This is a genomic window from Cohnella candidum (assembly GCF_003713065.1).
In the GTDB taxonomy this organism is placed as follows: domain Bacteria; phylum Bacillota; class Bacilli; order Paenibacillales; family Paenibacillaceae; genus Cohnella; species Cohnella candidum.
Genome location: NZ_CP033433.1, coordinates 1,043,923 through 1,057,553, shown reverse-complemented (window position 1 = coordinate 1,057,553; position 13,631 = coordinate 1,043,923). Strand labels below are relative to the sequence as shown.

The 13,631-nt window shown below is 60.3% G+C and carries 13 protein-coding genes; all 13 read right to left on the bottom strand.

Translation table 11 applies throughout. The annotated features are described in order from the left end of the window. Nucleotides 1-135: 135 nt before the first annotated feature. Complete coding sequence (locus EAV92_RS04875; protein ID WP_123040017.1) at nt 136-369, bottom strand: KH domain-containing protein; 234 nt, start codon at nt 367-369, stop codon at nt 136-138. Between the two features lie 77 nt (nt 370-446). Continuing rightward, complete coding sequence (rpsP, locus tag EAV92_RS04870; RefSeq protein WP_123040016.1) at nt 447-719, bottom strand: 30S ribosomal protein S16; 273 nt, start codon at nt 717-719, stop codon at nt 447-449. 39 nt (nt 720-758) lie between these two features. Continuing rightward, nucleotides 759-2,147 carry a signal recognition particle protein gene (gene ffh / locus EAV92_RS04865; RefSeq protein WP_123040015.1) on the bottom strand — a complete coding sequence of 463 codons (1,389 nt, stop codon included), beginning with the start codon at nt 2,145-2,147 and terminating at the stop codon, nt 759-761. Between the two features lie 71 nt (nt 2,148-2,218). After that, a complete protein-coding gene (gene ylxM, locus EAV92_RS04860) occupies nt 2,219-2,563 on the bottom strand; it encodes a YlxM family DNA-binding protein (RefSeq protein WP_123040014.1) in 345 nt (114 codons plus the stop codon). Between the two features lie 153 nt (nt 2,564-2,716). Next, complete coding sequence (locus tag EAV92_RS04855; protein ID WP_123040013.1) at nt 2,717-4,225, bottom strand: DHA2 family efflux MFS transporter permease subunit; 1,509 nt, start codon at nt 4,223-4,225, stop codon at nt 2,717-2,719. 2 nt (nt 4,226-4,227) lie between these two features. Further along, complete coding sequence (locus tag EAV92_RS04850) at nt 4,228-4,671, bottom strand: MarR family winged helix-turn-helix transcriptional regulator (RefSeq protein WP_123040012.1); 444 nt, start codon at nt 4,669-4,671, stop codon at nt 4,228-4,230. Nucleotides 4,672-4,816: 145 nt separating this feature from the next. After that, entirely contained in the window at nt 4,817-5,815 is a 999-nt protein-coding gene (gene ftsY, locus EAV92_RS04845; RefSeq protein WP_123040011.1) for a signal recognition particle-docking protein FtsY, read from the bottom strand. 19 nt (nt 5,816-5,834) lie between these two features. Then, nucleotides 5,835-9,407, bottom strand: a complete 3,573-nt coding sequence (smc, locus tag EAV92_RS04840; RefSeq protein ID WP_123040010.1) for a chromosome segregation protein SMC — start codon at nt 9,405-9,407, stop codon at nt 5,835-5,837. 39 nt (nt 9,408-9,446) lie between these two features. After that, entirely contained in the window at nt 9,447-10,139 is a 693-nt protein-coding gene (gene rnc, locus EAV92_RS04835) for a ribonuclease III (RefSeq protein ID WP_123040009.1), read from the bottom strand. Between the two features lie 89 nt (nt 10,140-10,228). Further along, nucleotides 10,229-11,470 (bottom strand): beta-ketoacyl-ACP synthase II, encoded by a 1,242-nt coding sequence (gene fabF / locus EAV92_RS04830; RefSeq protein ID WP_123040008.1) that lies wholly within the window; start codon nt 11,468-11,470, stop codon nt 10,229-10,231. A 78-nt stretch (nt 11,471-11,548) separates the two neighbouring features. Then, a complete protein-coding gene (acpP, locus tag EAV92_RS04825) occupies nt 11,549-11,782 on the bottom strand; it encodes an acyl carrier protein (RefSeq protein ID WP_123040007.1) in 234 nt (77 codons plus the stop codon). A 109-nt stretch (nt 11,783-11,891) separates the two neighbouring features. After that, the gene (gene fabG / locus EAV92_RS04820) at nt 11,892-12,638 is read right to left on the bottom strand and encodes a 3-oxoacyl-[acyl-carrier-protein] reductase (protein WP_123043580.1); all 747 of its coding nucleotides are present in this window, start codon (nt 12,636-12,638) and stop codon (nt 11,892-11,894) included. A 55-nt stretch (nt 12,639-12,693) separates the two neighbouring features. After that, on the bottom strand, nt 12,694-13,617 hold the full coding sequence (fabD, locus tag EAV92_RS04815) for an ACP S-malonyltransferase (protein ID WP_123040006.1): 924 nt from the start codon (nt 13,615-13,617) through the stop codon (nt 12,694-12,696). Nucleotides 13,618-13,631 lie beyond the last annotated feature (14 nt).

Here is a 13,631-nt window from a genome sequence, read left to right as displayed (position 1 = left end):
AACCCTCCTCGCATGGCTCTTATCCTAAGTAACGTTAACGAAAAAGGGGCCAGACATGCATGGCTGCATCCCTCGCCCCTGATCGGCGGCAGCCGGGACGACGGAGTCCGTCGCCAAGATCGGCCGCAGCTGAAATTATTCCGAAATGATGTCCACGATGACGCGCTTCCGCTCCTTCACGGAGGCGGAAGTAACGACCGTGCGCAGCGCTTTCGCGATGCGCCCCTGCTTGCCGATAACCTTGCCGACATCGTCGGGATGAACGGAAAGCTCGTACACCAGGCCGCGCGCGTCTTCCCTGACCTGAATCTGCACGTCTTCCGGATGATCCACCAACGCCCGGGCAATAACCCGAATCAGTTGTTCCAAGGCATATCCCTCCGGTGATTCGTACTTCGCCGAACCGGATCGGACAAGCTTCGCCGAACCGGTTAGAGCTCAGGACGTTACTTCTGGAGCTTGGATTCGTGGAACTTCTTGAGAACGCCTGCTTTGCTAAGCAGGTTGCGAACCGTGTCGGAAGCTTGTGCTCCGTCTTGGAGCCACTTGAGCGCTTTTTCCTCGTCGATTTGCACTTGTGCCGATTGAGCGACCGGGTTGTAGATGCCGATCTCCTCGATGAAGCGGCCGTCGCGAGGGGAACGGGAATCGGAAACCACCACGCGGTAGAACGGGGCTTTGTGAGCGCCCATCCGTTTCAGACGAATGCGTACTGCCATTTTAACTGTCACCTCCTTATAAAGATCTCCCCAAAAGCTTTAGAAAGGGAATTTCATTCCGCCCTTGCCTTTGCCCATCATGTTCTTGAGCGCCTTCATGCCGCCCTTCGGCCCTTTGCCGCCGGGGCCCATGAGGCCGGAAAACTGCTTCATCATCTTCTTCATGTCTTCGAACTGGCGCAGCAGCCGGTTGACGTCGGCCACCGTGGTGCCGCTGCCCGCCGCGATCCGTTTGCGCCGGCTGAAGTTGATGACATCGGGCTTCTGCTTCTCCTGGCGGGTCATCGACTTGACGATGGCTTCCGTCCGGGCGATCTGCTTCTCGTCGACCTTGAAGTTCGGCATGTTCTTGAGCTTGCCCATGCCGGGCATCATGTCGAGAAGCTGATCCAGCGGCCCCATCTTGCGGACCTGTTCCATCTGCTCGAGGAAATCTTCGAGCGTGAACTCCGCGTTGCGCATCTTGCGTTCCATCTCGGCGGCTTTGTCCGCGTCGATGTTGGCTTGCGCTTTCTCGATGAGCGACAGCATGTCGCCCATGCCGAGGATCCGCGACGCCATCCGGTCGGGGTGGAACGCTTCGAGCTGGTCGATCTTCTCGCCGGTGGAGGCGAATTTGATCGGGCAGCCGGTTACCGCCTTGACGGACAGCGCGGCGCCGCCGCGGGTATCGCCGTCGAGCTTGGTCAGGACGACGCCCGTCAACTCCAGCTTCTCGTGAAAGCTCTGCGCGACGTTGACCGCTTCCTGGCCGGTCATGGCGTCGACCACGAGCAGCACTTCGTCCGGGTCGACCGCGTCGTGGATATTCTTGATCTCTTCCATCAGCGCTTCGTCGATCTGCAAGCGGCCGGCGGTATCGATAAGGACATAATCGAGGCCTTCGTCCTTCGCCTTCTGTACGCCCTGCTTGGCGATCTCGACCGGACTCACCTGGTCGCCCAGCGTGAACACCGGTACGCCGATCTGCCCGCCCAGCACCTCGAGCTGCTTGATCGCCGCGGGACGGTAAATGTCGCCGGCGACGAGCAAAGGTTTGTGGTTCTGGGATTTCAGCAGGTTCGCCAGCTTGCCGGTCAGCGTCGTCTTACCCGCGCCTTGAAGGCCGGCCATCAGCACGACCGTCGGAGGCTTGTTCGATTTCGCGAGCTTCGATTGGGTGCCGCCCATCAGCTCGGTCAATTCCTTGTTAACGATATCGATGACGACCATCGCGGGCGTGAAGCTTTTAAGCACTTCCTGCCCGACGGCCTTCTCTTTCACCTTGGCGATGAAATCTTTGACGACCTTGAAGTTGACGTCGGCTTCCAGCAAAGCCAGCCGGACTTCGCGCATCGCTTCGTTAACGTCGTCCTCGGTCAGCTTGCCCCGGCCTCTCAGCTTGCCGAACACGTTCTGCAGCCGGGATGTCAATCCTTCGAACGCCATGCCTGATCCCTCCTTATCCGAAGAAAGGTTTCAATCCAATCGTTTCAATCGTTTCAATCATCGCATTCGTGTCAATCGCGCAATCGAGCGGCCGCTTCAAGTAACGGCCGCTGCTGGCTTGACGGCAATCGGCCGATTTCGTGCTCCAGTTGGTCGAGTCCCTCCTGCAGCTTCTCATGCCGATAAGCGAGGCCGAGCTTCTCTTCGTAATTCTCCAGCATTTGCTCTGCGCGTTTCAAGTGCTCGTATACAGCCTGGCGGCTGATTTCGAATTCCGCGGCGATTTCGCCGAGGGAAAAGTCGTCGTGAAAATAACATTTGAGGAACGTCTGCTGCTTCTCCGTCAGAAGAGGGCCGTAGAAGTCGAACAGGACGTTGATTCGGTTCGTCTTCTCGAGACTGTTCTCTCCCTGCATCAAAGGTCCCCCCTGTTAAGGAAAAACACTTTACAGTCACATGCACTACCTCATGTTACGGGAAACGCGGACGGATGTCAAGGGAAAGTACTTAACAGCAGGAAGTACATAAAAAAACGGACGGCCGCAAGGACCATCCGTCGGCAATGCCGTTTATTTCGCAACAGATTCGGCCACATGGCCTTCTTTGACGGTAACCGCCTCGACATGCGGTTTCGTGCGCCGGATGAAGAACGCCAGCACGAGGGAGGCGACCGTCATCCAAGTGGCGACGAGGAACGCGAAATTGATGCCGTGAACCGTCGCGACCGCGGTGATTTCTTTCACCTTCGCGGCATTGGCGGCGTCTTGCGGATTGATTTTCGCTTCGAGAATCAATTGCTTGCCATAGCTCGCCGCCTTGTTCGAGAAGACGGTGACGAGGAACGCGGTGCCCAGTGCGCCCGCGACGTTCCGCAGCGTCTGGGACATCGCCGATCCGTGCGCGTTGAGGCGCTGCGGCAGTTGGTTCATGCCGGCCGTCTGGATCGGCATCATCAGGAAGGACATGCCGAACATCCGGAGCGTATACAGCAAGAGCATATGTCCGTACGTCGTATCCGTCGTCAGTTTGCTGAGCTCGAACGTCGTGAAGACGGTAACCGCGAGGCCGAATACGGCCAGCCAGCGCGCGCCGATTTTGTCGAACAGCGCCCCTGCGATCGGGGACATGACGCCCATGAGCAGCGCTCCGGGGAGCAGCAGAAGTCCGGATTTCAGCGGCGAGAAGCCCAGGATGTTCTGCAGGAAGATCGGAAGAAGGATCATGCCGGAAAACATGGCCATCGTGATGATCATGTTGATGATGGTGGTGAGCGAGTACATGTCATACTTGAACACGCGAAGCTCCAGGATCGGCTTCTTCGCTTTCAACTCACGCCATACGAAGAGGATCAGGAAGACGACGCCGACGATCATGGAAGCGATGACGCGAGAGCTACCCCAGCCTTCGTCCGGATTGGAGGCATCGCTGAATCCGTACAGCAGCCCGCCGAAACCGAGCGTGGAGAAAACGACGCCGAGATAGTCCAGCTTAGGCGACGAATTGCGGGTGACGTTCTTCATGGCGAACGAACCGTAAATCAGGCCGAACAGCGTGAGCGGCAGCACGATGTAGAACAACACGCGCCAGGAATGATGCTCCACGACCCAGCCCGACAGCGTCGGACCGACGGCCGGAGCGAAAATCATGGCGAGACCCATCATCCCCATCGCTTTGCCGCGCTGTTCGATCGGAAAAATCGTCAGGAACACGATCGACATGAGCGGCATTAAGATGCCCGCGCCCGCTGCCTGAATCAGACGGCCTACCAGCAGCACTTCAAAGCCCGGAGCAACCGCGCATATGATCGTGCCTGCGGTAAACAATCCGGTTGCCGCGATGAACAAGTGGCGGGTAGTGAATTTTTCGATTAAGTACGCGCTGATCGGGACCAGGATCCCGTTCACGAGCATGTAGCCCGTAATCAACCATTGGATGGTCGTTTCGGATACTCCGAGGGAGACCATCATTTTCGGCAGCGCGACGTTGAGCAGCGTTTGGCTCAAAATCGCCACGAATGCCGCGATAAGCAAAGACGCCACGATCGGCGCCCTTCTGATTTGATTTTGTACAGCTTCCATGTTCACGAATCCTCTCTGGCTTTTTGCAAAATGTGTACGATTTGCGCGTGAATCCGCAGCAGATGTCCGATATCCTCTTCCGACAACGAAAGCAGCGGCGACAACCGTTTCAGCACCCGTTCGCTCGTCACCTCTACCAGCCGTTCCCCTTCGGGACTCAGCTTGAGCACGACGGCGCGGCGGTCCGTTTCCAATCTGTCGCGTTCGATCAAACCGGCCTGGACAAGGCGGTCTACGACCCCGCTGGCCGTGCTGGCTCCCGTGTGCATCAACTCGGAAAGCTCGTTCAGCCCGATCTTGGGATACTGCTTCAGCAAACGGAGCATCAGATACTGAATCTGGGTGATGCCGCAAGCTTCCGCTTCCTTGCGCGTCGTCTGGAAATAGGTCTGGTTCAGTTCCCGCAGTGAATTCGTTATTCGGATGATCGGATTTTGTTCATCCATTTCCTCCCATCCTTCGCACCCGAATATTTCGCATACGAAGTATATTATCGTCCGGCCTCTCCCGAGTCAAGAAATGATTACACCATAATCGCGCAAAAAAAACCGCATGTTTCCGTTTACACCGGAAACATACGGCCGTTTTTCTTTAATTTTCTTCGTTTTCCTCAATCGCGCCGGCCAAGCCGGCGAACAACGCATGCACGAACTGCTCGGCGTCGAATTCCTGCAGGTCGTCCATTTTCTCGCCGAGCCCGACGAACTTGACGGGCAGCGACATCTCGTGCCGGATCGCGATGACGATGCCGCCTTTGGCCGTGCCGTCCAGCTTCGTCAGCACGAGCCCCGTCACGCCGCTTTTCTCCCCGAACAGCTTCGCTTGCTGCAGGGCGTTCTGGCCCGTCGCGGCGTCCAGCACGAGCAGCGTCTCGTGGGGCGCCCCGGGAATTTCCCGCTGGATGACGCGATGGATCTTCGCGAGCTCCTCCATCAGGTTGACCTTATTCTGCAGCCGGCCCGCCGTGTCGCAGATGAGCACGTCGACGTTCCGACGCTTGGCTTCCTGCACCGCGTCGTACATAACGGCAGCTGGGTCGGAGCCCGCTTCCTGCTTGATCACGTCCACCCCGACGCGCTGGCCCCATACCTCCAGCTGCTCGATCGCGCCCGCGCGGAACGTGTCGCCAGCCGCCAGCAGAACCGACTTGCCCTGTTGCTTGAACCTCCAAGCCAGTTTTCCGATCGTCGTCGTTTTGCCGACGCCGTTCACGCCCACGAACAGGATGACCGTGATGCCGTCCGGATTCATCCGGATGCCGGTTTCTTCTCCCGTCCCGCGCAACATATCCATCAGCTTCTCCGACAAGATCGGCTGCAGTTCGGAAGGCTGGTCAATTTTGCGTTTCTTTACTTCGGTGCGCAGATCGTCGATCAATTCCATGACGGTATTCACGCCTACGTCGGCGCCGATCAGAATTTCTTCGAGCTCTTCGAAGAAAGCTTCGTCGATTTTCTGCCTGCGCGTGAACAGCTCGGCCACGCGGTCCGTCAGCACGGAGCGGGTTTTGGCCAAACCTTCCTTAAACTTGCTTGTCACCGCCTCCGTCTTGGATGCGATGCTTTCCCTCAATCTTTTGAAAAAGCTCATTCCAGTACCTCCAAACCGATTAAGCCGTGGCGGTCATGAGATCGTCCGTCTCTTCCAGGCGGACGGAGACGAGTTTGGACACGCCGCCTTCCTCCATGGTGACGCCGTACAGCATGTCCGCCTCTTCCATCGTGCCTTTGCGATGGGTGACGACGATGAATTGCGTCGTTTCCGAAAACTCCCGCATGTACTGCGCGTAACGGGCCACGTTCGCTTCGTCGAGCGCGGCTTCGACCTCGTCGAGCACGCAGAACGGAACGGGCTTCACGTTCAGGATCGCGAACAACAGCGCGAGCGCCGTCAGCGCCCGTTCTCCGCCGGACATGAGCTGCAGGTTTTGCAGTTTTTTGCCCGGCGGCTGCGCGACGATGTCGATGCCGCTATCGAGCGGGCTGTCCGGCTCGGTCAGGACCAGGTCGGCCCTGCCGCCGCCGAACAAGCGCGAGAACACGACGACGAAATGCTTGCGGATCTCGGCGAAGGTCGTGAGGAAACGTTTGGACATCTCCTCGTCCATCTCGCGGATGATCCCGTGCAGCTTCGTCTTCGCTTCGATCAAATCGTTCTTCTGCCCGGACAGGAATTCGAAACGTTCGCTCACGCGGGCGTATTCCTCGATCGCGCCCAGGTTGACGTCGCCAAGCATCGTGATCTTCCGTTTGAGCTCGCGGACTTCATTCTGGGCTTGGGCGGGGTCCTCCGGCACCGGATAACGCTGCTTCGCCAGCTCGAACCCGATTTCGTATTCCTCGCTCAGCTTGCGGAGCAAGTTTTCGAGCTCCACGTCGAGCCGGCCTTCGGCGATTTCGGATTGGCGCAGCGCTTCTTCGACGCTTTTCAGCTTCGTGCGCTGCTCCTTCGTCTCTCCTTCCTTGATCTCGAGCGCCTTGAGCCGCTCGGCCCGGTCGGCGCGTTTGAACTCGATCGTTTCGGTCAATTGTTTCCGCTGAATCCGCAGCTCATTAAGCCGTTCCCGCTGCGCCGTCGTTTCCTCGGCCGTCCGCGCCGATTCGGCCGCGTTCTGCTCGAGCGCTTCCGCCAGCACTTTGCGGTCGGCGGCCAAACGGGACAGCTCGGCGCGGACCCGCGACCCTTGTTCGTCCATCGCGGCCATGTCCTGCTCCAACCGCGCGATCCGAATCTTGAGCTCGGTCAGCCCGGACTGCAGCTCTTCCCTCTCGGACAACGTGCGGCGGCGAAGCTCCTCCGCTTCGCGGATCCGCTCCTGGATTCCGCGTTCCTCTTCGGTGAGCGCGGCCAGACGGGCTTCCGCTTCGCCCCGTTCCGTCGCCAGCCCGCCGGCTTCCGCTTGGAAATCCGCCTTCTCGCCGTCAAGCGCGGCGCGCTGCTCCTCGAGCTGGTTCTGCTCGTCCAGCAGCCGCTGGCGATCGGCGAACGCTTGCTGCTCGCTCAGCCGCTCCCGCTCGCCAGCCTCGCGCAGCTGTTCGATATTCTGCGCGGTCAGGGCGAGTTCTTTCTTCAGATCGTCGACTTCCGCCTTCGCGCGTTCGCGCGCCGACTCCGCCTCCGAAATTTCCTTTTCCAACTCTTCCAGTTGACGCTGGCGGCCCAGCAGACTTGCGGATTTCTTCTGCAGGCTGCCCCCGGTCATCGAGCCGCCGGGGTTGACGACGTCGCCGTCCTTCGTGACGACGCGGTAACGGTACTGCATGCGGGAAGCGATGCGGTTCGCCTGCTCGAGCGTCTCCGAAATCAGCACGTTGCCGAGCAGGTTCCCGACGATGCCTTCATATCTCTTCTCGGTGCCGACGAGCTCGGCAGCGATGCCGATAAAGCCCTCGGCTTGCTCCAGCTGCCGCCGGTCGCCGTCGTTCAAATAGCGGGGGCGGATGACGTCGAGCGGCAGGAACGTCGCGCGCCCGGACTGCCGCTGCTTCAGGTAAGCGATGGCCGTACGGGACGACTTCTCGTCCTCCATGACGATGTTCTGCAAAGCGCCGCCCAGCGCGGTCTCGATCGCCGTCTCCAGGTGGGCCGGCACGCTGACCAGCTCCGCGACGGCGCCGTGCACGCCGTGCAGTTGCCCGCGTTTGGACGCCCGAAGCACTTCGCGGACGCCGTGCTGGAACCCGTCGTAATCGTTCTGCAATTCCTTAATCGTATCGCGCCGGGACACCAGCGCTTCCCGTTTCTGCTCCCAGCGGCGGGAATTCGCCTGCGCTTCTTCCACTTTACGCTGCAATTCGCCGGACTTGGCGCCTTCGGACACGAACCGGTCGCGCACTTCGACCAGCGCCTGGGCGGCGGCCGCCAAACGTTCCTCGGCGCCGGCGCGGCGGGCTTCAAGCTCCTCCCGCTGCTGGCTCCATTTCGCCTCTTCTTCGGCGATTCTGGCCATGCGGCGCTCCAGCATTTCGCGCTGGCCTTCACCATAGCGGATTTCGTTGCGAGCTTGCGCCATCGCGTTCATGACCTCGAACAGCTCGGCCTTGAGCTTGTTCTCGGCTTCTTCGCTTCCGTCCGCCAAAGCCAGCTTCTCTTCCTCGGACGACAGGAAGGCCGCGCGTTCCGCCCGCTCGGCTTCGGCCTGGGCGCGTTTCGCTTTCAGCGTCTCCGCTTCCTCGGAAGCCTGGGCGAGCCGCTGCTCCGCGGAAGCGATCGACTCCAGCAAACCTTCGCGGTTGCGTTCCAGGTTGGTCCGCCGTTCGTTCAGCACCTCGCCGAAGCCTTCCGATTTCTCGGTTTCCTCACTGCAGCGAAGCAGCTCGTCCTGCAGCCTCGCGAGCTCCTCCTCCAGCTTGAGCAGCGTCTGGCGGTCTTCCTCGAGCATCGCGTCATGCGAACTGACGAAGGTGCCGAGCAGCGTCTCTTCCTCGCGGAGGGAGGCCAGCCGTTCGTTCAAATCTTTCCACGAAGCGTGCACGCCCTCGATTTGCTGGACGTACAGCGCGATCTCTTTGTTTTTGAGCTGTTCCTTCAGTTCCTTGAACTGCTCCGCTTTCTCCGCCTGCCGGCGCAAGGGGCCGACTTGGCTCTCCAGCTCGCTGACGAGGTCGTGGATCCGCAGAAGGTTGCCCTCCGTGTCCTCCAGCTTCTTCTGCGCTTCCTTTTTGCGGCTTTTGTATTTGACGATGCCGGACGCTTCCTCGAAAATGCCGCGGCGGTCCTCCGACCGGGTACTGAGGATCTCCTCGATCCGGCCCTGTCCGATGATCGAATAAGCTTCCTTGCCGATCCCCGTGTCCATGAACAGTTCGGTGATATCCTTTAACCGGCAAGGCTGCTTGTTGATAAGGTATTCGCTCTCCCCGCTCCGATGGACGCGGCGGGTGACGGTCACTTCGCTGAAATCGAGGGGCAAAGCCTTGTCGGTATTATCGAGCGTCAGCGACACTTCCCCGAAGCCGACCGCCTTCCGCGTGTCGCTGCCGGCAAAGATGACGTCCTGCATGTTGCCGCCGCGCAAGGATTTGGCGCTTTGCTCGCCGAGCACCCAGCGGATGCCGTCGGAAATGTTGCTCTTGCCGCTGCCGTTCGGGCCGACGACGGCGGTGATGCCGCGCGTGAATTCCAGTTCCGTACGGTCCGCGAACGATTTGAAGCCGGCAAGCTCGATTCTTTTCAAATACATGGACTTCATTCACCCCATAGTCGAATCTCTCGGAAGAGCCTATGCGTCGGACAGCGCGCGGAGCGCTTCGGACGCCGCCTGCTGCTCCGCTTCCTTCTTGGAACGGCCCGCGCCTTTGCCGAGCGCTTTCTGCCCGACGTGAACGACGGCGACGAATTCCCGGTCGTGCGCGGGTCCCCGCTCCTCGATGATTTTATAATCCAGCGGTCCCTGGCCGAGCTGCTGCACCCGTTCCTGCAGCTCGGTCTTGTAATCCTTGAGCGGAGCCATGCCGTCCCGGGGCAAATGGGGAAACATGTGCCGCTCCAGGAAATCCCGGACCGTTTCCAAACCCTGATCCAAATAAAGAGCTCCGACGAACGCCTCGAAGGCGTCCGCCAGCAGGGAGGGACGCGTTCTCCCTCCCGTCAGCTCCTCCCCTTTGCCGAGGAGCACGACCTGCCCGAATTCGAGCGCTTCGGCAAAACGGACAAGCGACGGCTCGCAAACGATGCTCGCGCGCAAGCGGGTCAGTTCCCCTTCCGGCCTGTCCGGAAACCGGCGGTACAAATATTCCGAAACCGTCAATTGCAAAACGGCGTCCCCCAAAAACTCCAAACGTTCATTGTCGGAGGTTCTGGCGCCCCGCTGCTCGTTCACGTAAGACGTATGGGTAAATGCCTGGCGCAGCAGGCCGGCATTGCGGAACGAAATGCCCGTCCGTTCCTGAAGCTTGCGAAAAGGTTCTTTCATGCTTGCCGCACCGCCTTTCCTCATCTTTCCGGAAACGACAACGACGCAAGCGGCACCGGCCGCCTGCGTCGCCGTAGAATCCGCGCCGATTAGGCTTCGTATTTGCGCATGACGATCGTCGCGTTGTGTCCGCCGAATCCGAAGGAGTTCGACAGCGCCGTCTTGACGTCCGCTTGGCGGGCTTCGTTCGGCACGTAATCGAGATCCAGCTCCGGATCCTGGTGATCCAGGTTGATCGTCGGCGGAATGACCCCGTTCTGGAGCGTAAGTCCCAGGATCACCGCTTCGATTCCGCCTGCCGCGCCGAGCAAGTGCCCGGTCATCGACTTCGTGGAGCTGACGGCGAGCTTGTAGGCGTGTTCGCCGAACGTCTTCTTGATCGCCGTCGTTTCCGACAGGTCGCCGACCGGCGTAGACGTTCCGTGCGCGTTGATATACTCGATTTCATCCGGCGCGATGCCGGCATCCTTAATGGCACGGGCCATGGAACGGGCGGCTCCGTCCGGATCCGGTTCGACCATGTCGTAAGCGTCGCCGCTCATGCCGTAGCCGATCACTTCGGCGTAGATGTGCGCGCCGCGCTTCTGCGCATGCTCCAGCGACTCGAGGATCAAAACGCCCGAGCCTTCGCCCATGACGAAACCGTCGCGGTCCACGTCGAACGGACGGCTTGCTTTCTCCGGTTCGTCGTTGCGCGTGCTCATGGCCCGCATGGAGCAGAAGCCCGCCAGCCCGATCGGCCGGATGGTCGCTTCCGCGCCGCCGCAGATCATGGCGTCGGCGTCGCCGCGCTGGATCATTTTGAAGGAATCGCCGATCGAGTGGGTACCCGTCGCGCACGCGGTCACCGCCGTCGTGTTCGGCCCTTTGGCACCCGTCAGCATCGAAACCTGGCCGCTGGCCATGTTGGCGATCATCATCGGAATGAAGAAAGGGCTTACGCGTTTCGGGCCTTTCTCCATCAAGATCGTGTGCTGGTCTTCCCAAGTGCCGAGACCGCCGATGCCGGAGCCGACGATAACGCCGACCCGCTCGGGATCCGCGTTCACGCCAAGCTCGAGTCCGGAATCCTTGAGCGCCATCAAGCTGGCCGCCGCGCCGAATTGCACGAAACGGTCCATTTTGCGCGAGATCTTCTTATCCAATCCGAAATCCTCGGGGGTCCAGTTCTTGATCTCCCCCGCGATTTTGGTCGTATAGTCTGACGTATCGAATGCCTCGATCCGGCTGATGCCGGATTTGCCCTCGAGAAGGTTATTCCAAAAGCTCGGGATATCCGTGCCGAGGGAAGTCACGACTCCCATCCCGGTCACAACGACGCGGTGTGCCAAAACCAGTTCACCTCTTCAGGGTAAAAGACGCTTTGAATGTGGAGAAGTCCCGTCTTACGAACGGGACCTTGGCGACCATTACGAATGAGATTGTATGTAATTTACGACTTCTCCCACCGTTGTGATCTTCTCTGCATCCTCGTCGGAGATCTCCAAGTCGAATTCGTCTTCGAGCTCCATCACGAGTTCTACCACGTCGAGAGAGTCAGCGCCCAAGTCGTCTTTGAAGGATGCTTCGGCGGTAACTTCCGCCTCTTCCACTCCCAGGCGTTCGACGACGATGCGTTTCACGCGATCATAAACATCGGACATCCGGTTCACCTCCCTTAACGTATTATACGTGAATCATGGACAAAAAGCCATACAAGTAAGCGTAAACGGAAACGTCGAAAGATGCAAGTTCCGGTTGACCTATAACCGTTTACATGTACATGCCGCCGTCGACGTGGATCGTCTGGCCGGTCATGTAGGACGAAGCGTCGGAGGCCAGATACAGCACCGCGGAGGCGATTTCCTCGGGCCGGCCGATCCGTCCGAGCGGGATTTCTTTCTCCAGTTTCTCCTTCATGTCGGCGGGCAGCTTGTCGGTCATGTCCGTGCCGATGAAGCCGGGCGCGACCGCGTTGACCGTAATGCCGCGGGACGCCAGCTCGCGGGCGGCGGATTTGGTCAAGCCGATGACGCCGGCTTTCGCGGCGACGTAGTTGGCCTGGCCGGCGTTGCCGAGCGAACCCACCACGGAAGAAATGTTGATGATGCGGCCGGAGCGCTGCTTCATCATGGAGCGCGTCACGGCTTTGATGCCGTTGAACACGCCCTTCAGGTTCGTCTCGATGACTTCGTCGAACTCTTCTTCCTTCATCCGCATGATTAGGTTGTCACGGGTAATGCCGGCGTTATTCACCAGAATGTCCAGCTTGCCGAACGTTTCCAGCACGGATTGGACCATGGCGTCGAACTCCGCGGCTTTGCCCACGTTCGCCTTGATCATGACCGCCTTGCGGCCGAGCGCTTCGACCGCCTTCACCGTTTCGGCGGCGGCGGCTTCGCTGCCGGCGTAGTTCACGGCGACGTCCGCTCCCGCTTCCGCGAGGGCGACGGCGATGGCCCGGCCGATCCCTCTGGACGCGCCCGTTACGAGAGCCGTTTTGCCCGTCAAATCCCACATGGCCATGTGAAGACCTCCTTGGATTAATAAACCGATTGAGCCGGGTGTAAACCGGTTACGCTTGCCCCAATGCGGAAGCGGCGGTGTTCACCGATAGGACCTGCACGGACTTGTCGACCTTGCGGATCAAGCCCGCGAGCACGGTGCCGGAACCGATTTCCACGAACGTGTCGACGCCTTGTCCGATCAGGAAGCGTACCGTATCCTCCCACAGTACGGGCGAAACGACCTGCTTCACCAGCAAATCCCGCAGCTCGGCGCCGGAAGTGACCGGCGACGCGTTGACGTTCGCGACGACGGGAACCTCGGCGTCCTTGAACGTTACGCCGGCCAGCTCGCCGGCCAGGCGGTCGGCCGCAGGCTGCATGAGCGAGGAGTGGAACGGGCCGCTGACCTCCAGCGGGATGACGCGTTTCGCGCCCGCTTCCTTGCCCCGCTCTCCGACCGCGGCGACGCCTTCGGCGGATCCCGAGACGACGATTTGCCCCGGGCAGTTCACGTTGGCCAGCTCCACGAGGCCGACTTTCTCCGACACGTCGCGGCACAGCGCTTCGAGCGGCTCACGGTCCGCGCCCAGCACGGCCGCCATCGCGCCTTGGCCGCCCGGGACCGCCTGCTCCATGAATTGGCCGCGCGCCCGGACGAGCCGAACGGCGTCTTCGAAGCCGATGACGCCCGCCGCCACGAGGGCGCTGTATTCGCCAAGGCTGTGGCCGGCAACGAAATCCGGCTTCATGCCCTGCGCCTTGAACACCTCGAGCAGGGCTACGCTGGTCGTCAGCAAGGCCGGCTGCGTGTTCGCCGTCTGGCGGAGCTCCTCCTCCGGCCCTTCGAACGCGAGCCGGCTCAGCGGGTATCCGAGCGCAGCGTCCGCGCGGTCGAAAATATCTTTCGCTTCCGGCGTCTGCTCATAAGCGTCCTTGCCCATGCCGACCGCCTGCGCGCCCTGGCCGGGGAATACGAATGCGATTTTGCCCAACCTCGTTACCTCCT

Bases quoted from the DNA above. Each gene is read 5' to 3' on its own strand.
- rpsP (WP_123040016.1), bottom strand. From the start codon at position 719: ATGGCAGTACGCATTCGTCTGAAACGGATGGGCGCTCACAAAGCCCCG.
- ffh (WP_123040015.1), bottom strand. From the start codon at position 2,147: ATGGCGTTCGAAGGATTGACATCCCGGCTGCAGAACGTGTTCGGCAAG.
- ylxM (WP_123040014.1), bottom strand. From the start codon at position 2,563: ATGCAGGGAGAGAACAGTCTCGAGAAGACGAACCGAATCAACGTCCTG.
- EAV92_RS04855 (WP_123040013.1), bottom strand. From the start codon at position 4,225: ATGGAAGCTGTACAAAATCAAATCAGAAGGGCGCCGATCGTGGCGTCT.
- EAV92_RS04850 (WP_123040012.1), bottom strand. From the start codon at position 4,671: ATGGATGAACAAAATCCGATCATCCGAATAACGAATTCACTGCGGGAA.
- ftsY (WP_123040011.1), bottom strand. From the start codon at position 5,815: ATGAGCTTTTTCAAAAGATTGAGGGAAAGCATCGCATCCAAGACGGAG.
- smc (WP_123040010.1), bottom strand. From the start codon at position 9,407: ATGTATTTGAAAAGAATCGAGCTTGCCGGCTTCAAATCGTTCGCGGAC.
- rnc (WP_123040009.1), bottom strand. From the start codon at position 10,139: ATGAAAGAACCTTTTCGCAAGCTTCAGGAACGGACGGGCATTTCGTTC.
- acpP (WP_123040007.1), bottom strand. From the start codon at position 11,782: ATGTCCGATGTTTATGATCGCGTGAAACGCATCGTCGTCGAACGCCTG.
- fabG (WP_123043580.1), bottom strand. From the start codon at position 12,638: ATGTGGGATTTGACGGGCAAAACGGCTCTCGTAACGGGCGCGTCCAGA.